At 69.1% G+C, this 19,768-nt stretch carries 17 protein-coding genes; 1 reads left to right on the forward strand and 16 read right to left on the reverse strand.

Going from position 1 to position 19,768, the window contains the following annotated elements:
* From LZ009_RS13480 to LZ009_RS13530, 11 genes are all read right to left on the reverse strand, one after another.
* Positions 1–372, reverse strand: a complete 372-nt coding sequence (locus LZ009_RS13480) for a beta-barrel domain-containing protein (protein WP_488168869.1) — start codon at positions 370–372, stop codon at positions 1–3.
* Positions 373–390: 18 nt separating this feature from the next.
* The gene (locus LZ009_RS13485) at positions 391–1,137 is read right to left on the reverse strand and encodes a hypothetical protein (RefSeq protein WP_275698449.1); all 747 of its coding nucleotides are present in this window, start codon (positions 1,135–1,137) and stop codon (positions 391–393) included.
* 73 nt (positions 1,138–1,210) lie between these two features.
* On the reverse strand, positions 1,211–1,621 hold the full coding sequence (locus LZ009_RS13490) for a hypothetical protein (protein WP_275698450.1): 411 nt from the start codon (positions 1,619–1,621) through the stop codon (positions 1,211–1,213).
* 371 nt (positions 1,622–1,992) lie between these two features.
* Positions 1,993–4,047, reverse strand: coding sequence for a response regulator (locus tag LZ009_RS13495; protein WP_275698451.1), 2,055 nt, complete (start codon positions 4,045–4,047; stop codon positions 1,993–1,995).
* A gap of 36 nt (positions 4,048–4,083) precedes the next feature.
* A complete protein-coding gene (locus LZ009_RS13500) occupies positions 4,084–5,265 on the reverse strand; it encodes an acyl-CoA dehydrogenase (RefSeq protein ID WP_275698452.1) in 1,182 nt (393 codons plus the stop codon).
* Positions 5,266–5,284: 19 nt separating this feature from the next.
* Positions 5,285–5,692, reverse strand: coding sequence for a RidA family protein (locus LZ009_RS13505; protein ID WP_275698453.1), 408 nt, complete (start codon positions 5,690–5,692; stop codon positions 5,285–5,287).
* Complete coding sequence (locus tag LZ009_RS13510; RefSeq protein ID WP_275698454.1) at positions 5,689–6,849, reverse strand: acyl-CoA dehydrogenase family protein; 1,161 nt, start codon at positions 6,847–6,849, stop codon at positions 5,689–5,691. The genes LZ009_RS13505 and LZ009_RS13510 overlap by 4 nt, the downstream gene beginning before the upstream one ends.
* A 1-nt stretch (position 6,850) precedes the next feature.
* Complete coding sequence (locus LZ009_RS13515) at positions 6,851–7,711, reverse strand: enoyl-CoA hydratase family protein (RefSeq protein ID WP_275698455.1); 861 nt, start codon at positions 7,709–7,711, stop codon at positions 6,851–6,853.
* On the reverse strand, positions 7,695–10,031 hold the full coding sequence (locus LZ009_RS13520; RefSeq protein ID WP_275698479.1) for a bifunctional salicylyl-CoA 5-hydroxylase/oxidoreductase: 2,337 nt from the start codon (positions 10,029–10,031) through the stop codon (positions 7,695–7,697). The genes LZ009_RS13515 and LZ009_RS13520 overlap by 17 nt, the downstream gene beginning before the upstream one ends.
* A gap of 89 nt (positions 10,032–10,120) precedes the next feature.
* Complete coding sequence (gene dusA, locus LZ009_RS13525; protein WP_275698456.1) at positions 10,121–11,119, reverse strand: tRNA dihydrouridine(20/20a) synthase DusA; 999 nt, start codon at positions 11,117–11,119, stop codon at positions 10,121–10,123.
* Between the two features lie 36 nt (positions 11,120–11,155).
* The gene (locus tag LZ009_RS13530; RefSeq protein ID WP_275698457.1) at positions 11,156–11,296 is read right to left on the reverse strand and encodes a hypothetical protein; all 141 of its coding nucleotides are present in this window, start codon (positions 11,294–11,296) and stop codon (positions 11,156–11,158) included.
* A gap of 200 nt (positions 11,297–11,496) precedes the next feature.
* Here LZ009_RS13530 and LZ009_RS13535 point away from each other — a divergent pair, with 200 nt between their 5' ends.
* Positions 11,497–11,901, forward strand: coding sequence for an RNA-binding protein (locus LZ009_RS13535; protein WP_275698458.1), 405 nt, complete (start codon positions 11,497–11,499; stop codon positions 11,899–11,901).
* Between the two features lie 9 nt (positions 11,902–11,910).
* Here LZ009_RS13535 and LZ009_RS13540 read toward each other — a convergent pair whose 3' ends face one another.
* Genes LZ009_RS13540 through LZ009_RS13560 form a run of 5 tightly spaced genes read right to left on the reverse strand, consistent with a single transcriptional unit; the run spans position 11,911 to position 19,592 of the window.
* Positions 11,911–12,813, reverse strand: a complete 903-nt coding sequence (locus LZ009_RS13540) for a peptidylprolyl isomerase (RefSeq protein ID WP_275698459.1) — start codon at positions 12,811–12,813, stop codon at positions 11,911–11,913.
* Between the two features lie 24 nt (positions 12,814–12,837).
* Positions 12,838–13,647 carry an efflux RND transporter periplasmic adaptor subunit gene (locus LZ009_RS13545; RefSeq protein ID WP_275698460.1) on the reverse strand — a complete coding sequence of 270 codons (810 nt, stop codon included), beginning with the start codon at positions 13,645–13,647 and terminating at the stop codon, positions 12,838–12,840.
* A gap of 13 nt (positions 13,648–13,660) precedes the next feature.
* Positions 13,661–15,628: a preprotein translocase subunit SecA gene (locus LZ009_RS13550; RefSeq protein WP_275698461.1), complete on the reverse strand. Its 1,968-nt coding sequence runs from the start codon at positions 15,626–15,628 to the stop codon at positions 13,661–13,663.
* Positions 15,629–15,630: 2 nt separating this feature from the next.
* Complete coding sequence (locus LZ009_RS13555; RefSeq protein WP_275698462.1) at positions 15,631–17,775, reverse strand: PqqD family peptide modification chaperone; 2,145 nt, start codon at positions 17,773–17,775, stop codon at positions 15,631–15,633.
* Positions 17,772–19,592 carry an HlyD family efflux transporter periplasmic adaptor subunit gene (locus tag LZ009_RS13560; RefSeq protein WP_275698463.1) on the reverse strand — a complete coding sequence of 607 codons (1,821 nt, stop codon included), beginning with the start codon at positions 19,590–19,592 and terminating at the stop codon, positions 17,772–17,774. The genes LZ009_RS13555 and LZ009_RS13560 overlap by 4 nt, the downstream gene beginning before the upstream one ends.
* Positions 19,593–19,768: the final 176 nt, after the last annotated feature.

A 19,768-nucleotide genomic window follows, 5' to 3' on the forward strand; every position in this document is an offset into this window, starting at 1 on the left:
TCAGCGTTCCCGCGCAGCCTCCTTCGCTACCTTCTGCACGGGCGAGAGCAGATACTCCAGCACCGTGCGGTGCCCCTGGTGAATCTCGGCCTGCACCACCATGCCGGGTGAAAGCTTCAGCGCCTCCCCCGCCGGTGCTTTGAACTCCTGGCTGCCGAGCCGAACCAGTGCCTTGTAGCTCTGGGGACTCTGCCCTTGCGCGGCCGCCTTCTGAGGATCGTTGGCGGACGAGTCCGCGCTAACCACTTCGACCGCCCCTTCGAGCATGCCGTACTTCTGGAAAGGGTAGGCCTGCAGCTTGACTTGACGCGCTGGCTGGCCACGACGAACCCGACGTCGCTCTGACTTGTCATTGGAATGCTCCTCCTCAATGTGGCAATCTGTTGCTTCTCATTCGTTGCCAGAACTGGCGCCGGGCAGGTCCCGGCACGACAGATTTCTCAAATGCTGCGGCGGCCGCCACGAAGGGTGCAGGCGTGTGACGCGCACCATGGCGCACTGCCCCGACGCCTCCTTGCGCACTTCGACTACGGCGTCCGAGCTCCGCCAAAGATATGCAGCGATGCGGGTGACGCTGTGAACATCGAGTTCCTGGACGCTGACGGAGCAGATCCATGGCGTGCCCATCACGCTGCGCAACACCCCGCCCGCGAGTGGCGCGCCGGGTTCGATGCTGCGACGGTAGGTGACGGTGAGCTCTTGCGGTTCACCGCTCGCCGATTCGATGAAGCGTGTGCGATATTGGCTAGGCGCAGCGGTGGAGCAGGAAGACGAGACGAACGGAAGATCGGAGCCCTGCAAGGCGTATATCTGAGGTGCGGACTGGGCCCCTCCCGCATGGGCGAACCTCATGCCCAGCAGGCGTTCTGCGCTCTCGCGCGAGAACGAACCCTCCTCCACGAAGATGCGAATGCGCCCGATTAGCTCCGCTTCCTGGAACTCCGACGGAACGGGAGGCTCCCGCGTCTGCACTTCGGCGCCGTTGACGGCGGCGCAGCCGCCCACGATCAGGACAGAAGCCGCCATCACGATAACAGCCACACGCCGCCATCGGGGGCCAGATCGGCGTCGCGGCGTAGCTCCATTCTCTGGCTCCTTCTGCAGCGGCTTGGCCATGCCGCATGGGTCGACCGGCATCACGACATCTCCTTAACGAAGTTCTCCGCCCACCAGCTGAAATCCGATCGTCCGCTCGAGTGAGAAAACATCCTCAAGCCCTTTCTTGCGCAGTTGCCTGTTCGAAATGAATGCCTGAAATGCAGCCGTCTCGCACTTCGATTCCCGCGTTGACAAACTGCTCGCCCTCCGCGACTACCGTAAGCGTCTTTCTGCCCGGTCCGCTCGCAACCTCCCGGAAGTCAGCCCGAGGCGGGTTAGGTTCGATACGAACGCACTCACGTTCGAGCAACTCCAAGGATTGCGAAGTTAGAAAGCGGTATCGAGGATGGAGCAGCCCCGTGTTCGCGGGAATTCGCATCAGCATCGGGGGCTCGACCCGGAACCTTTGACCACCAAGCAACAGGATCGCGCCAGCGCCGGCACTAGACACTTCGTCCGCGATCAGCAAGCGGATGTCCTGGTTTGTGCTTGCGGTTGCTAATCCCTTGTCGATGAGCGACAAGATTTCAACGGTCGCGCGAGCATTTCGGTCTGGGGCAGTGGCGCACCCCAAGTGCACCAGTGAAATGCCAAGCAACAGGCATGCGCGAAGCAGGCCCACGCTAGATGCCACGAGTCTCTCGAGGTTCATTGCGTCCTCCAATGCGTCCACAAGCAAGAATCGTCCATGGCGGGACTCGGCAGCAACATTCATTGCGCACATTTCATTGACTTCACAAAATTCTCCCCGACCACGGCGAAGCCGATCCGCCGCGCGAACGAGCCAACCTGTTCATACTCTGCACCGCTATTTATGCCGAACGCCCACTCGCCTCGGACCTTTACGCGCAACCGAATGCGAGCGCTTTGGATCCGCTTAGGCGGAAATGACAGTCAGGCGGGCTTCGCCGCCGGCTGCACCTGCGCCAACATGCGCACCAGCGCATCGCACTTCAGCCTGAGCTCGGCGAGATCCCCTGCCGCCGCGCGCTCCACCTCCAGGCTTGCCTGGCTGGCCTCCTCGAAACCGTACATCGCCAGGCTGCCCGCGAGCTTGTGCGCGGTGGCGCGCACCTTTTCCCGATCGCCGCCGGCCGCGGCGCGGGCCAGCTGCTGCGCCAGGTCGCGCCGCGAGCTCAGGAACTCCGGCATGAGCGGCATCAGGTCGACGTCGACCAGCACGTCGACACCGGACGCCCGCGTGTCGCGCATCTCGATGACCGGCATTTCCCCACACAGCACCGCATAGACCTCCTCGCGCGACGCCGGCTTGGCGAGGTAGAGGTCGAAGCCGGCATCCAGGCAGCGCTGGCGGGTGGCTTCGTCGTCGTGCGCGGAGAAGGCAACGACGCGGCTGGGCGGCTCACCGCGCTCCCGCTGCAGCGCGCGGATCGCGGCGATGGCTTCGATGCCGCCCATCACCGGCATCTCCACGTCGAGGAAGATCACGTCCGGCCGCGCCGCGCGCACGGAATCCAGCCCCGCGCGGCCGTTGACCGCCGTGCGCACCTTCAGCGGGGGGCTGGGCAGCAGGTTCCGCAGCACGATGATGTTGTATTCGTCGTCGTCCACCAGCAACACGTCCAGCGCGGGCAATGGGCCGCTCACCAGCGGGCTGGGGCGCGAGATGGAACCGGTGTTGTCGCCCTGGGACGGCGCGGCGCCGGGCCAGCGCGGCAGCCGCAGGGTGAGCGTGGTGCCCTCCGGTCCCGACTCCATCGTGAGGTCGCCGCGCTGCACCCGCGCCATCAGCCGCGCGGAATAGGCGCCGAGGCCGTGGCCATTGGGTTTGCCGTGGGTGGCGTACTTGGTGAAGAACTCCGAGCGCACTTCCGCCGGCACCTCGCCAGCGTTGTGTACGGCAAGCACCACCGTGTCGTCCTCGCGCGCGATCTTCACCCGCACCTCGCCACCTTCGGGCGACGCTTCCAGCGCATTCTTCGCCACGTTGGCCAGCGTCGAATAGCAAAGCAGTTCCTCGCCCTGCGCGTAGACGCGGCGCGACGGAAAATCCAGTTTCAGGCGCACCCGCTTGGACCGCGCGTGCGCCTCGAGCTCGCGCGCCACCGTGTGCACCAGCGTCGCCAAGTCCACGGCCTGCTCGCGCAGGCGATAGGTGCCCTGCTCCATGCGGTACAGGTCCAGCGACAGGTTGACCATGCTCAACACCCGCATGGCCGCGCCCTCGACCATGCCGACCAGCTCGCTCTCGCGCGGATCGAGCGCGCGCCGCTCCCGCAGCAGGCGCGGCACCGACGCAATGCTGGCCAACGGCGTTTTCAGGTCGTGGCGGGCGATCCGCTCCACCTCCTCGCGCAGGCGGATCGCGTCGAGCAGCGCGGTGTTCTGCGCTTCCAGCTGCTGCACCAGGCCGTCGAGCCGGCGGCGCTGTTCGGCCTCGGTGTCCTGCTGCACGTCGGCGATGTAGGAGTAGATGTTGGCGAAGACGATCAGCAGCGTGAGCGTGACCGCCACCCGGGCCATCAGCGCCGGGCCGAGGTGCATCCAGGCCATGGGCACGGCCAGCAGCACCAGCGAGACGTTGAAGAAGTTGGCCGTGCGCCGGGGCAGCACGAAGTGGAACAGCAGGATGCCCGGGTAGACCCACAGGATGCCGATCAGCCCGTTGTTGTACATCGCGGTGGCCAGCCCGATGGCCGATGCGATGAAGATGACCAGGGGCGAGACCAGGGCCCGGCGGCCGCGCGCGATGCAGATCGCATTGGCCAGCAGGCAGAAGACGAAGGTGATGGTCGCGATGCCGACCATCACCCGGTCCTGGAAGAAGTTGTTGACCGCGAAGGGCCCCAGCAGCAGGATGCCCGCGATCGAGAGGCCGACGAAGATGCGCTGCCGGTGGGCCTCGACGAAGCCCCCTACGTACTGGTCGGCATAGGGCCTGGGCTTGGCGTCGGCCGCCTTGCGCCGCCGGGCCTTGGCTGCATCCAATCCTGGTCCCTCCTCGGGGCCATTGTAGAGCGGCGCCTAGAAGGCGGATATCCCCGTCTGCGCCCGCCCGAGGATCAGCGCGTGGATGTCGTGCGTTCCTTCATAGGTGTTCACCACTTCGAGGTTCACCAGGTGGCGGGCCACGCCGAATTCGTCGCTGATGCCGTTGCCGCCCATCATGTCGCGCGCCACGCGGGCGATGTCCAGGGACTTGCCGCAGGAGTTGCGCTTCATGATCGACGTGATCTCGACCGAAGCCGTGCCCTCGTCCTTCATGCGCCCCAGGCGCAGGCAACCTTGCAGGCCCAGGGTGATCTCGGTCTGCATGTCGGCCAGCTTCTTCTGGATCAACTGGTTGGCCGCCAGCGGCTTGCCGAACTGCTTGCGATCCAGCACGTACTGGCGGGCGCGGTGCCAGCAGTCCTCGGCGGCGCCCAGCGCGCCCCAGGCAATGCCGTAGCGCGCCGAGTTCAGGCAGGTGAACGGACCCTTGAGCCCGCGCACCTCGGGAAAGGCGTTTTCCTCGGGGCAGAACACGTCTTCCATCACGATCTCGCCGGTGATGGAGGCGCGCAGGCCGACCTTGCCGCTGATCTTGGGCGCCGACAGGCCCTTCCAGCCCTTTTCCAGCACGAAGCCGCGGATCGCGCCTTCGTCGTCCTTGGCCCAGACCACGAACACGTCGGCGACCGGCGAGTTGGTGATCCACATCTTGCTGCCGGTCAGCTTGTAGCCGCCGTCGACCTTGCGCGCGCGGGTGACCATGCTGCCGGGGTCGGAGCCGTGGTTCGGCTCGGTCAGGCCGAAGCAGCCGATCCACTCGCCGGTGGCCAGCTTGGGCAGGTACTTCTGCCTGGTCGCTTCGTTGCCGAATTCGTTGATCGGCACCATCACCAGCGAGGACTGCACGCTCATCATCGAGCGGTAGCCGGAATCCACGCGTTCCACTTCACGCGCCACCAGGCCGTAGCAGACGTAGTTGAGGCCGGCGCCGCCGTACTGCTCGGGGATCGTCGACCCGAGCAAGCCCAGCTCGCCCATCTCGCGGAAGATGGCGAGATCGGTCTTCTCGTTGCGGAAAGCCTCGATCACCCGAGGTGCCAGCTTCTCCTGGCAATAGGCATGCGCGGCGTCGCGCACGGCGCGCTCGTCGTCGGTGAGCTGCTGGTCCAGCAACAGGGGATCTTCCCAGTGGAAGGCGGCTTTGGCTTTGGCCATGGAATTTCTCCGATGTATGTCAGGCGGGCAGGACCGCGGTCGCTTCGATCTCGACCTTGGCGCGGTCCTCGATCAGGGCCTTCACTTCCACCGCCGTCATCGCGATGGTGTAGCTGCCGATGATCTCGCGGAAAGCCTTGCCCACTTCCGCGGAAGCGGCCAGGTATTCGCGCTTGTCCGTCACGTACCAGGTCATGCGGACGATATTCTCGCCCCGCCCGCCCGCCGCGCGCAGCACGTCGGCGACATTCTGCAGCGCCTGCCGGGCCTGGCCGCCGAAATCGTCGGTGTGGAATACCCCCTGGCCGTCCCAGCCGATCATGCCGGCGATGAACAGCATGCGCCCTTGCGCGACCACCCCGTTGGCATAGCCCTTGGGGCGCGGCCAGCCTTCGGGCAGCACCGCCTGCGGCTTCGTTTCGTTCATGCCTGCATCTCCTTGAGCAATTGGCGCGCGATGATCAGCTGCTGGACCTCGGTCGCGCCCTCGTAGATGCGCAGGGACCGGATCTCGCGGTACAGCTGTTCCACCATTTCTCCGCTCTTCACGCCCTGGCCGCCGAACATCTGCACGGCCGCGTCGATCACCTGCTGCGCGCCCTCGGTCGCGGCCATCTTCGCCATGGCCGCTTCCTTGGTCACGGTGCGGCCCTGGTCGCGCATCCAGGCCGCGCGGTAGACCAGCAGCGCGGCGCTGTCGATGGTCGTGGCCATCTGCGCCAGCTTGGCCTGCGTCAGCTGGAAGTCGGCCAAGGTCTGGTTGAACATGCGGCGGGTGGTGGCGCGCTGCAGGGCCTCGTCCAGCGCCCGGCGGGCGAAGCCCAGCGCGGCGGCGGCCACCGAGGTGCGGAAGACGTCGAGCGTGCGCATCGCGACCTTGAAACCCTCGCCGGCGGCGCCGATTCGCTGGCTCAAGGGCACCTTGCAGTTGCGGAAGCGCAGGGTCGCGAGCGGATGCGGCGCGATCACCTCGATGCGTTCGGCGATCTCGAAGCCGGGCGTGTCGGCGTCGACGATGAAGGCCGAGATCCCGCGCGGTCCCGGCGCCTCGCCGGTGCGGCAGAACACCACGTAGAAGTCGGCGATGCCGCCGTTGGAGATCCAGGTCTTCTCGCCGTTCAGCACGGCGTGGTCGCCCTCGACGTGGGCGGCGCATTGCAGGTTCGCGACGTCGGAGCCGGCTTCCGGCTCGGACAAGGCAAAGGCCGCGATCGCTTCGCCGCGCGCCACGCGCCCCAGGTAGCGCTCCTGCTGCTGCGGCGTTCCCTGCAGGCTGATCGCGCCGGAGCCCAGGCCCTGCATCGCAAAGGCGAAGTCGGCCAGGCCGTTGTGATACGCCAGCGTCTCGCGGGCCAGGCAGATCGCGCGCGTGTCGATCACCTCCTGCTCGCCGTGCGCGCCGCCCACGGCATGGCGCAGCCAGCCGCCGTTGCCCAGCCGGCGCACCAGTTCGCGGCAGGCCGCGTCGACGTCGGGCCCGTGCAGGTGCGCGACGTGCTCCCGCGCCCAGCCATCCAGTTCGGCGGCGAACACGCCGTGGCCTTCGTCGAAGAAGGGCCAGTCCAGGTGCGGTTGGTCGCGCATCTCAGTTCCCCTCGAACTTCGGCTTCTGCTTCGCGACGAAGGCCTCGTAGGCGCGCGTGAAGTCCTGCGTCAGCATGCACAGGGCCTGGGCCTGGGCCTCGGCCTCGATCGCCTGCTCGATGGTCATGGCCCATTCCTGGTGCAACATGGTCTTGGTGATGCCGTTGGCGAAGGTCGGACCTTCGGTCAGCTGCTTCGCCAGGGCCTGCGCTTCCCCCAGCAGCGCTTCCGGCGCGCACAGGCGGTTGAAGAAGCCCCAGCGCTCGCCCTCCTCGCCGCCGAGTGAACGGCCGGTGTACAGCAGCTCGCTCGCCCGGCCCTGGCCGACGATGCGCGGCAGCATGGCGCAGGCGCCCATGTCGCAGCCGGCCAGGCCGACGCGGTTGAACAGGAAGGCGGTCTTGCTGCGCGCGGTGCCCAGCCGAAGGTCGGAGGCCATCGCCATGATCGCGCCGGCCCCGGCGCAGACGCCGTCGATGGCGGCCACGATGGGCTGCGGGCAGGCGCGCATCGCCTTCACCAGGTCGCCGGTCATGCGGGTGAACATCAGCAGTTCGGGCGCCTTCAGCCGCACCAGCGGGCCGATGATCTCGTGCACGTCGCCGCCGGAGCAGAAGTTGTCCCCGGCGCCGGCCACCACCACCGCATGCACGTCGGTGGCGTACTTCAGCTCGCCGAACAGGTCGCGCAGCTCTGCGTACGAGTCGAAGGTCAGCGGGTTCTTGCGCTCCGGCCGGTTCAGCGTGACGGTGGCCACGCCGTCCTTCACATCCCAAAGGAAATGCGTGGCGCGATAGGCGGCCAGCTGCTTGCGGTTGCCGGCGGCAAGCGCGGGGTCGACGCGCTCAGTTGAAGCGTTCATTCGGGTTCTCCTGCACCAGGGCCTGGGCCTTCTCGCGCTCCAGGTTGCGTTCGAGTTGATTCTTGCCGGACAGGTACTGCACCGGCCAGGCGACGTCGTGGTAGCCGATCTTCGCCGCTTCCAGCAGCGCCCAGGCGGGATTCGCCAGGTGCGGCCGCGCGATCGCGCACAGGTCGGCGCGGCCGGCGGCGATGATGCTGTTGACGTGGTCGGCTTCGGAGATGGCGCCCACGGCGATCGTCGCGATGCCGGCCTCGTTGCGGATGCGGTCGGCAAACGGCGTCTGGTACATGCGGCCGTAGACCGGCTTCTGCTTCTTGCTCACCTGGCCCGAACTGCAGTCGATCAGATCGGCGCCGGCCGCCTTGAAGGCGCGGGCGATCGCCACGGCGTCGTCGGGCGTGATGCCGCCCTCGACCCAGTCGTGCGCCGAGATCCGCACCGACATCGGCTTGTCCTGCGGCCAGGCCGCGCGCATGGCCCGGAAGACTTCCAGCGGATAGCGCAGGCGATTTTCCAGCGAGCCGCCGTAGTCGTCGGTGCGCTGGTTGGTCAGCGGCGAAATGAAGGACGACAGCAGGTAGCCGTGCGCGCAATGCAGTTCCAGCCAGTCGAAACCGGCCTCGGCGGCGTAACGCGTGCTGCGCACGAAGTCGTCGCGCACCCGGTCCATGTCGGCACGGATCATGGCGCGCGACCAGTCGCTGACGCCGTCCAGGAACTGCTGCGGCGAAGCAGAAATCAGCGGCCAGTTGCCGGATTCCAGCGGCTGGTCCTCGCCTTCCCAGGGCACGCGGGTCGAGCCCTTGGCGCCGGCGTGGCCCAGCTGCAGCGCAATCTTCGCGTCGCTGTTGGCATGGACGAAGTCGACGATGCGCTTCCAGCCATCGCGCTGCTGGGCGTTCCACAAGCCGGGGCAGCCGGGCGTGATGCGCGCGTCGGCCGAAGGACAGGTCATCTCCGCCACCACCATGCCGGCGCCGCCCATGGCGCGCGCGCCGAGGTGCACCAGGTGGTAGTCGGCCGGCAGGCCGTCCACGCAGGAGTACTGCGCCATCGGCGAAACCACCACGCGGTTCTTCAAGGTGGTGCCGCGCGCGGTGAACGGCGTGAACATGGGCGGGATCGCCTGCTGCGAAGGTTTGCGCTGCGCGCCCGCATGCCCGGCGATCCAGTCCTCGTACTGCTCGACGTACTGCTTGTCGCGCAGCCGCAGGTTCTCGTGGCTGATGCGCTGGCTGCGCGTGAGCAGCGAATAGGCGAACTGCTCGGGCGGCAGGTTGACGTAGCGCGCCACGTTCTCGAACCACTCGGTGGAATTGCGCGCGGCGTTCTGGATCTTCAGCACCTCGACACTGCGCACCGCTTCGTAGTCGGCCAGCGCCTGGCGCAGGTCGCCGGCGTTGCGGCCGATGCAGCGCGCGAGCTCGATCGCATCTTCGAGCGCCAGCTTGGTGCCCGAGCCGATGGAGAAGTGCGCGGTGTGGGCCGCATCGCCCATCAGCACCACCGGCGCGCGGCCGTTGTCATGAACCCAGGTCTTGCAGACGACCCGCGGAAAGCGGATCCACTGCGCCGAGCCGCGCAGGTGCGAGGCGTTGGACATCAGCTGGTTGCCGTCCAGGTATTTGGCGAACAGCTTCTCGCAGAAGGCGATCGCCTCTTCCTTCTCCATCCTGTCCAGGCCGGCCGCCTTCCAGGTCTCTTCCGGCGTCTCGACGATGAAGGTGGAGGTGTCGGCGTCGAACTGGTAGGCGTGCGCCTGGAACCAGCCCCACGGCGTCTCCTCGAAGGCGAAGGTGAAGGCCTCGAACTTCTTGTGCGTGCCCAGCCAGACGAAGCGGCACTTGCGCAGGTCGATGTCGGGCTGGAAGGTCTCGGCATACCTGGCGCGGATGCGGCTGTTGAGGCCGTCGCTCGCGATGACGAGATCGGCTTCCGGATAGTCCTGGTCGCCCTGCGCCTCGGTCTCGAACACCAGCTCCACCCCGAGCGCCTCGCAGCGGCGCTGCAGGATGTTCAGCAGCCGCTTGCGACCGATGCCGATGAAGCCATGGCCGCCCGAGCGCATCTTGCGGCCGCGGATGTTGACCTCGATGTCGTCCCAGTGGTTGAAGGCCGCCAGGATCTCGGCGGCGCTTTCGGGGTCGGCCACCTGCAGGTTGCCGAGGGTCTGGTCGGAGAAGACGACGCCCCAGCCGAAAGTGTCGTAGGGCTTGTTGCGCTCGATCACGCGGACCCGGTGCGCCGGGTCCTGCTTCTTCATCAGCAACGCGAAATACAGGCCGGCCGGGCCGCCGCCGATGCAGACGATGTCCATGGGTTGCTCCATGCCTAGATAATTTAAGTTTAAAGCATTTGGCCGGCAGGCGCCATCCCGCCGGCCGGGCGCTCCCGCCTAGAGACAGACTAGGCGGTTTTTTCCAGGCGCAGCGCCACGTCGGCATGCGCGAGGCGCATCACCTCGCGCGGCGGCTGCGTCTTCAACCGGTGGTCGCTCCACACCTGGCGCCAACGCCGCGCGCCCGGCAGGCCGTTGTACAGGCCAATCATGTGGCGGGCGATGGAATGCCAGGGCGTGCCGCGCGCGGCGTGCTCGCGCTCCATGTAGGCCACCATGCTCTCCTCGACCTCCTCGCGCCGCAGGCTGAAGGCGGCCTCGCCGTAGTACAGCGCGTCCCAGTGGGCCAGCCACCAAGGGTGGTGGTAGGCCTCGCGCCCCACCATCACGCCATCGAGTTCGCGCAGCTGCGCCTGCACGACCTCGTCCTGCTTGATGCCGCCGTTGACGCCGATCACCAGTTGGGGAAAGTCGCGCTTGAGCCGGTGCACCAGCTCGTAGCGCAGCGGCGGCACCTCGCGGTTCTCCTTGGGCGACAGGCCTTTCAGCCAGGCGTTGCGCGCGTGGACCAGGAAGACCTCGCAGCCGGCCTCGGCCACCGTGCCGACGAAATCGCGCACGAACTCGTAGCTCTCGACCTTGTCGATGCCGATGCGGTGCTTGACCGTCACCGGCACGTCCACCACGTCGACCATCGCCTTGACGCAATCCGCCACCAGTTTCGGCTCGGCCATCAGGCAGGCGCCGAAAGCGCCGCGCTGCACCCGCTCGCTCGGGCAGCCGCAGTTCAGGTTGATCTCGTCATAGCCCCACTGCGCGCCGAGCTTCGCGCTCTGTGCCAGGTCGGCCGGCTCGCTGCCGCCCAGCTGCAGGGCCACCGGATGCTCGGTCTCGTCGAAATCCAGGTGGCGCGGCACGTCGCCATGCAGCAGCGCGCCGGTGGTCACCATCTCGGTGTAGAGCCGCGTGCGGCGGCTCAGCAGGCGGTGGAAATAGCGGCAGTGCCGGTCCGTCCAGTCCATCATGGGCGCCACCGACATCCGCCACGAACGATCTCTTTGCTTCACCGGCCCGACTTTACCGTGCCGGGACCGCCGGGCTCCTCAGCCGCCGACGCGCATGTACAGGTCGACCTGGCATTGGTAGGTGGTTTGCGCGGCGCACGCGCCATAGGGAGCGGCACCGCCGGAAGCGCAGCCGCCCAGTGCCAGCAGCACGAGCACGCACAGGGTCTTGAAGTTCATCGGGTTTTCTCCTGGGGCCGGGCCAATCTAGGCGATGGGCGCCCATTGCACAGTTGGCCCATGGGCCCACACGGCACGCGGAACTCGGCGTGACGGCCGAGGTCGTACGCGCGCCTCCTACCCGCCTCTTCCGCCCGCGACTACAGGCAAGCCCGGCCGTGTGCGCTGGAATGACGGGCAGTCCAGAACAAGGAGCAGCAATGAAACCCTTCCACCTCGAATCCGGCATGAAGACCATGGGCGGCGTGTTCTACCCCACGGGTTATGTCGTCCTGATGTTTCCCACCGAGCAGGCCGCGCGCGATGCCTGCAAGCTGCTGGGCGACAATGGGATCGACGAGGCGGAAGTGACGCTGATCACGCCCGACGACTTCCGCCGCGAACTCGGCGACGCGACCGGCGACGACGCCATCCTGCCCTCGGCCGGCAGCGAGGGCGACACCCTGCGCCGCTTCATCGAACTGGCGCAACAGGGCCACCACGGCCTGATGGTGCATGCCCCCACCGCCGACGATTCGGATCGCATCATGACGCTGCTCAAGGGCAGCCCGATCTCCTACGGGCAGAAGTACCGCAAGCTGGTGATCGAAGACCTGGTGGTCTGATCGGTCGCCTCACTTCATGGTGACGGCGGACCGGATGGTGATCTCCGCCGCCGGCACGTTGGTCATGCCGCCCGAGGTTCCGGGGGCCACTGTGGCGATGGCGTCGGCGACGCCCGTCCCCGAAATCAGCTGGCCGAACACGGCATTGCCGTTCGGCGTGCCGATCGCCGGATTGAAGTCGAACTGGTGGTTGTCGACCACGTTGACGTAGAAGCGCGTGGTCGCCGAGTCCGGCGCAGCATCGCGCGCCATGGCCACCGTGAACTGCCAGTTCTTGAGCCCGTTGTTGCTCTCCAGCGCGATCGCTGGGTGCGTGGCCGGCTTCGGCTGCAGTCCGGAAGTGAAGCCGCCGGCCTCGAACAGCAGCCCGGTGGCGCGATGCACCACGGTGCCGGCATAGAAGCCTTCGGTGACGTAGCGCAGGAAGTTCGCCGTCGTCACCGGCGCCTCGGTGCCGAACATCTCGATCACCATCTCGCCCTGGCTCGTCTGCACGCACACGGCCTGGTTCGGGCTCAGCCGCGAAGCTTCGGTGCCCGCGGCGCTGCACTTGGCGACGTTCACGGGCACGGTCTTGCTCGCCGTCGCGCCCAGGTTGTCGGTGACGGTGTAGACGGCCGTGAACGTTCCGGTGCGCGTGTAGACGTGGCTGTCGGTACTGCCTGAAGTACCGTCGCCATAGTCCCAGCTGCGCAGGGCGAGGCTGCCGTCCGCGTCGCCCGTTCCGGCGGTGTCGAAGAGGGTGCTTGCCTGCAGCACCGCTTCCCCCTTCAGGACCGCGGCCGCAACCGGCGGCTGGTTCACCGGGCCGCCGCCGCCGCCACCGCCGCCGCCGCAGGCCAGGAGCAAGGCGGCGCAGGCGGGCAGCAGCAGCAGGCGCGCCGCACGGGAAAGGGAGAGGGAGCGGGTCATGGTGGATTCCTCCTGTTGTTCGCGTCAATCGGTCCTGAGCTCGGCCGAGCACTTCACGCCCAGCGGAATTTCCTGCCGCGGATTGGCGGCCTCCAGCCGGACGCCGAAGGTTCCGCTGGCGGCGTCGATCAGCGGATCGACCACCCGCACCACCGCCTGGAAGGTTTTGTTGAAGGGCGGTTCGGTGCGGATCTGCACCACCTGCCCCACCTTCAGCCGGCCCGAGCGCGCGGCCGGCAAGACCAGTTCGACCCGCGCGGGATCGGTCTGCGCGAGTTTCAGGATGGGGCCGCTGCCTTCGCCCACCTGCGCCAGTTCGCCGGGCTGCTGCAGCCTTTCGATCACCACGCCGTCGAAGGGGCTGAGCAGCTGCCTGCGGCCGATCTCCGCTTCCAGCCGGGACGCATCCAGCCGCGACAGCTCCCGGTTGTCCTTGGCCTCCAGCACGTCGGCCTGGGCGATCAGCATCTCGGCCTCGGCATCGTCGCGGTCCTGGGCCGAGACGAACTTCTGCTGCTGCAGTTCGTCGCGCCGGCGGAACTTGTGCTGCGCGTTCAGGAACTTGCTTTCCGCCGCGCGCAGCTGGCCCTGCATGACGGCGCGGTACTTCGCCGTGGCCAGTGCGGCCTTCTCCACGCTGGAGTCCAGCGTCACGAGCAGCTGCCCCTTGCGCACCGGCGTGCCTCGGTCCACGTGCATCGCCACGATCTGCGCCGGCACCGAACTGCGCATGGTGACCCGCATGGCCGGCTCCACCAGGCACTGCACCGGATCCACGGCCCAGGCCGGAGCGCCGGCCAACGCCAGCAGCAGCAGCAGGCCTGCGGCCGGCACGCGAGGCCGCCGCTCAGCAGCGGCCGGCATAGGAGAGGCTGGTTTCGAGTCGTTCATCCTGCTTCACCGCTTCCTTTCGTGTCCGCTCGTGCAAACGTTCCGCCCGCCGCTGCGCGCGCCGCCGCATGCCCTCCAGCACCAGCGGGCCCACGGCGCGCAACCGGGCCAGCGCGTGGCGCAGCAGCCCGGCCACAAGGCCCTCCTGCTGCGCGAAGATCCGGTCGGCCACGCTGACGATCGCCTGCGCCGTGCCCGGGTCACCCTGGCGTCCGGTGCGGCCGAACAGCTGGCGGTCGACGCGCCGCGATTCGTGGAACTCGGACAGGATCACGTGCAGCCCGCCGCGCTCGCGCACGGCCTGCTCCACCCGGATGTCGGTGCCCCGCCCCGCCATGTTGGTCGCCACCGACACGCGGCCGCTGCGGCCGGCGGCTGCCACCAGTTCCGCTTCGTGGGCATCCTGCAGCGCGTTGAGCACCTCATGGGCGATCCCGCGCGCGGCCAGCACTTCGGACAGCCGCTCGGAGGCCGCGACCGAGCGCGTGCCCACCAACACGGCGCGCCCCTGCGCGACGAGTTCGCTCGCGCTGTCGGCGATGGCTTCCCACTTGCCGTCCTCGTCCGCGAGGCAGGCCGTGGGCCAGGTCTTGCGGATGCAAGGCACGTTGGGCGGCACGACCACCGTGCACAGCCGGTAGTCGCGCCAGAGTTCCCGGCGGCCTTCGCTGGCGGTGCCCGTCATGCCCGAGAGGCGCAGGTAGCGGCGGAAGAAGCGCTGGTAGGTGATGCGCGCCACGGTCCGCGCCTCGTCCGACAGTTCGCAGCCCTCCCGCACCTCGATCAGCTGGTGCAGCCCCTGCTCCCAGTTGCGCCCGGGCATCGCGCGGCCGGTGTTCTCGTCCACGATCAGGACCTTGCCGTCCTTGACGACGTAGTGCTCGTTGCGGTGGAACAGGAACCGTGCGCGCAGCGCCTGCGCCGCCCAGTGTTCCCGCACCTGCCGCATGCCCCAGTCGGGGCCCATGGCGAGGCAGCGCTCGGTCAGCCACATCCGGCCCGCCGGCAGCAGGTGCAGTTCGCGCCGCGCCACGTGCAGCTCGTAGTGCTCGCCGGGGCGCATCTCGGCGGCCAGCGCCAGTGCCTGGCGCAGCAGCCGGTCGTCGTTGATGCCGCCGGCATTCTCCGACAGGATGAGGGGCGTGCGCGCTTCGTCGATCAGCACGCTGTCCGCCTCGTCCACGATGCCGAAGTACAGGCCCCGCAACAGCGTGGGCGGCGGCCGTTCGCCGGCGACCCGGCGCAGCCGCAGGTCGGCCTGGCGCGTCCCCGGCCCATGCGCGGCGCGGTCCTTCAGGTAGTCGAAGGCCAGCTCCTTGCCGGTGCAGTACGTGACCTGGCTCGCGTACTGGCGCAGGCGCTCGGTGGACGTCATGCCCCCGATCACGTGGCCGGAACTGATGCCCAGGAAGGCGAACAGCGGCCGCAGTTCCTCTTCGTCGCGCTGCGTGAGGTAGTCGTTGACGGTGATGACGTGGACCGGCTGGCCGGCGCAGGCGGCGGCCGCCGCGGCGAGGCCGGCGGTGAGGGTCTTGCCTTCGCCCGTCTGCATTTCCGCCATCTGGCCCTGGAGCAGGCAGGAGGCGCCCATCAGCTGCGCCGCGTAGGGACGCTGCCCGACGCTGCGCACGGCGGCCTCGCGCACGAGGGCCAGCACCAGGTCCCGTCCCTCGGCGCGGTCCCACGCGGCGCGGGCGGCGCGGCGCAGGCGCTCGCCCAGCTGGCGGTCGTCCAGCGCCGCGACCACCGGCGCCAGCGCTTCGGCGCGGCGAGCGATCGCGCGATGCCAGCCGATGCCCCGCGTGAGCCGTTGTGGAACGTCACCAGCCGCCCCGCGCAGCCAGGCGTCGACGCCCTCCTCCGGCGGCGCGGCCCGCTCCGCATAGAGGCTGGCCGAAAGCTGCGTCCAGGCGAGTTGCGCCATGCTCAGACTCCCAACCTGGACAGGAAGGCCCGCCGGCCGGCGCGCCACCAGCGCCAGCCGATGGCCTCCGGGCTGTGTTCCAGGCTCACGTAGGCCCGCATGCCCAGCTGCGTCAGCTGCACGCCGGCCGGCAAGGCCGCCTCGAACTCGAACAGGTTGTCGAGGGCCGTGACCTGGTGCTCGTCGCGCGGGTCGACCAGCAGTCGCCCCCCGCCGGCCTGGCCCAGCGCGGCACTCGGCAGCTCGTGCGCCGCTTTCGGCACCGAACGGGCCAGGGTCGCCGCCATCGCCTGGGACAGGTCGCTGGCCAGGCGCACCTCGACGGCCCGCACATCCGATTGGACGAAGGCCACGTCGGCCTGGGACACGAGGAGCTTCACCACCGGCCGATGTTCGCCCATCACGTGCGCCACCACATCACCCTTGTGCACGAAGCGGCCCACCTGGTCGTCGGCGCGTTCGATCAGGACGCCGCCGGCGGACCGGGCGCGGGCCGACAGCTTGCCGGCCTCGTCCTCCAGCCGGGCGAGCTGCGCGCGTTCCTGCTGCAGGGTCTGCACCAGCTGCGCGGCCTGCGCCGGCTGCGTGCCCCACACGGCGTCCATCCGCGCCGCCACCTCCTCGACCCGGCCCCTTTGCTGCTCGACCTTCGCGGCCAGCAGCGGATTGCCGGTGACGACGACGACGTCACCGGCGCGGACCGCCGTGCCGGGGGCCTGGAAACGCTCCACGAAGCCGTCGGCGCCGGCGCGCACCAGCGCCTGCTCCGGCAGCCACACCACGCCTTCCACGCGGGTGTGGTGCGGCACCGGCAGGACGAGCAGCAGGGCGGCCGCAGTGACGCTGCCGCCTGCCAGCACCAGCCACACCCGGCTGGCCCGCGCCACGAAGCGCGGATCCGTGAAGAGCGCCGCCAGGGCCTTGCCCGCCGGGATCAGCAGGCCCGCCAGCAGCGACCAGGCCGCGAGGGCGACACCGAAGGCGAAGTATTGCTGGCCGATGAACCAGGCGATCGCCAGCGTCACCGTGAGCCGGTAGGCAAAGGCCGCCGGCGCGTAGAAGAAGAACCAGCGGCGCTCCCCGCGCGTTGCCGGGAACGGCCGCGGGTCCCGCACGCCGAACAGGTAGCGGGTGGCGAGGTACTGCCAGTAGCGGGTGGAGCGGGCCGACAGGTTGGGAATCTCCAGCAGGTCGGACAGCATGTAGTAGCCGTCGTAGCGCAACAGCGGATTGGCGTTGAACAGCACCGTGGTCACGCTTCCGAGCACGGCCACGTTGTAGGCCACCGCACGCGGCACGCCCGGCTCCAGGAGCACCCAGGCCAGCAAGGCGAGCATCGCCAGCCAGAGTTCCGCCGCCATGCCGGCGGCCGCCACCCAGGCGCGGCGCCACTTGTTCGCGAAGGCATGCGCCGCGGACGCATCCACGTAGGGCACGGGATAGAACACGAGGAACATCAGGCCCATCTCGTGCACCTCGCCGCCGCCACGCTTGACCGCGAAGCCATGGGCCAGTTCATGCACCGCCTTCAGGAGGGGGAACACGATGGCCAGCAGCCACAGGTTGCTGGAAGCCAGCAGCCGCTGGCCGAAGTCCCGCGTGAGCTCGTCCCAGTGCGAACCGGCGATCACCAGCGCCCAGGCGCCGCAGGCCAGCCACAGCACGGCCCAGGCCGCTACGGGGAGAGGCTTGATCCAGGCGCAGGCGGCCGCCAGCGTGGCATCGGGATCCCACAGCGGAATGCGAAGCGACATGGGATTGAGGAAGCGCCCGAGCAACTGCCGCTTGCGCCGCTTGCTGCCGCGCGACAGCAGTTCGGCCACGTCCGGGGAGCTGTCCACCTGGATCAGGTCGGCGGCATTGAGCTGCCCCAGCACCTGCACCACCTCCGCCTGGCCCGGCGTGTTCTCCTGCTGCCGCGCCACCAGCGCGTCCCAGACTTCCTGCATGGAGCGCACGCCGTCCAGCTCGCGGATCACGGCGTAGGCCGCCGCGTTGAAGCGGTAGTTCTCGCCCGAACCCAGGTCGTGCAGGACGAACCAGACCGTGCCGCGGTACACGTGGCGCTCGATCCGCACCTGCGGCCGCAAGGCGGGCCGCAGGCCGGCGATGCGGAACCAGTGGCCGGAGAGCAGCGCTGCCTTCACGGGGTCCACTCCCAGAACGCCAGCCGCACCCAGGCCACCAGCCGCCGGGTGGCGACCCACAGGGCCGTGCGGGTACCCGCCTCGATCTTGGCGACGCCTTCCATGCCGGGCCGCAGGCTGAGGCCCGGCTCGCCGATCTCCGCTTCGGCGCGGAAGTGGTTCACGCCGCCTTCGGCCGCGGCGATCGAGGTCACCCGCTTGACGACGAAGGGATGGCGCACGCCGGCGAGGCCGGCCAGGGCCAGCTCGCCTTTCCTGTCGGCATCCACGTGGGCGATGTCGCGCTCGTCGACCTTGAGGATCACGCGCCATGCCGTCAGCGGGGCCAGCTCGAACAGCACCTTGCCCTGCTCCACCGGCGTGCCCCGCTGCTGCGACAGGTCGCCGCGCACGATCACGCCGTCGAACGGCGCCACCAGCTGCACGCGGCGCAGCTTCTCCTCGGCCAGCTGCAGCTGCGCGTGCGCCTGCGCGCCCTGCGCGGCTGCCAGCCGCATGTCCACGCGCTTGCCGGCCGCCACCGCCTCGCGTTCCTTGCGCTGGGCCACGTCGAGGTCGGCGCGCCACTTGTCGGCGTCCAGCTTCAGGTCCGTGTCGTCGAGCGTGGCGATCACCTGGCCGGCGCGCACCGTGTCGCCGGCGCGCAGGTCGGCGTGCTGCACGTAGCCCTGGAACGGGGCGACGATGGAACGCTGCACCTCGCCCTCGACCACCGCCGGCGCCGTGACGCGGAAGGTCACCGGCGTGACCGCGGCAATCCCGATGGCAAGCAGCACCAGCGCCGTCGCCGCCTTCCACGCGAGGAGCGAGTCGTCCCCGGCGCGGTGCAGCAGGTAGCGCACGCTGGCCGCCGCGTGCCGCCACAGGCTGCGGTCCGCCTCGCGGCGCTGCGCGAGCAGGGGCGCGAGCATCATGCATTGCGTGTCCAGCGCCTCGAGTTCCTCCGGGCCGAGCGGGGCGCCCCGTTGCAGCAGCACGGTTCCCACCGGCACGCCTTCGTGGAACAGCATGGCGGTGGCGACGGCCTCGCAGGGCACGGCATGGGCATACGCGGCGTGCGCCGGCAAGCTGCCAGCAGCGCAGCCGAAATGGTTGCCGGCATGGCCCTGCACTGTCTGCCGCAGGTCGAGGGCTTCGTCCATCGCGGCGCAGGCCTGCTGCATCACGTTGGCGCGCTCGTCGGTGCGCGAGGCATTGGAGCGCGCCACGATCTGCGTGTTGAGCCCCTGCACCCAGCCCACGATGACGGCATCCGCCCGCCAGCGCGCCGCCAGGCGGTTGGCCAGTGCGAGGCAGGCGCCCTCGAACGAAGCCTCGGCCAGCACGGCGGCCATGAACTGCAACAGGCCGCGCGCTTCGGCGAGCGCATCGCCCTGGGGGTCCGCCCCCGGCTGCGTGGCCACGGCCAGCAGCCAGCCGGCGCCCCACGCGAGGCGGGCAAGCGCCCGCCGGGCATCCCCTTCGTCGAGGTACTCCGCCGCCACCAGGCCACGCATTTCCCGCCCCCACAGCAGCGGCTGCAGGGCCAGCCAGCCGTGGCCGGTACGGACCACATCGGCGCACGGTGACGCGGCCGACGCGGCCAGCAGGGAGTGCAGGTCCTGCGCCTCGGCGCCCACCGGATGGGCGGCCGCAAGCCGCAGTTCATTGCTGTCGGTGCGCAGCAGGACCAGGCAGCGCACCGGGGGCGGCGGCTCCCCCGCGAACTGCGCCAGCCACTGGCCGCAGGCGGCCGCGGGTGGCGAACCGGCCGGCAAGCCCGCCCAGGGTTTGCCGGCGGCAGGCTCGGGGACGAAGACGGCGTCGGAGAGTTTCATGGCCCGTCCTCACGCGGTCGTGACGCGGTAGATCACGCCGTGGGTCGATGCGACCATCAGCGAACCGTCGCCTGCGAAGGCCAGCCCCGCGACCTCGTTGTCGGTCACGCCCTGGCTGCGCAGGTCGACGCGTCTGACTTCAGCGCCGGCACGCGTCACCTCCACCAGGGTGTAGG

The organism is Ramlibacter paludis, from assembly GCF_022012305.1.
Lineage (GTDB): Bacteria > Pseudomonadota > Gammaproteobacteria > Burkholderiales > Burkholderiaceae_C > Ramlibacter > Ramlibacter paludis.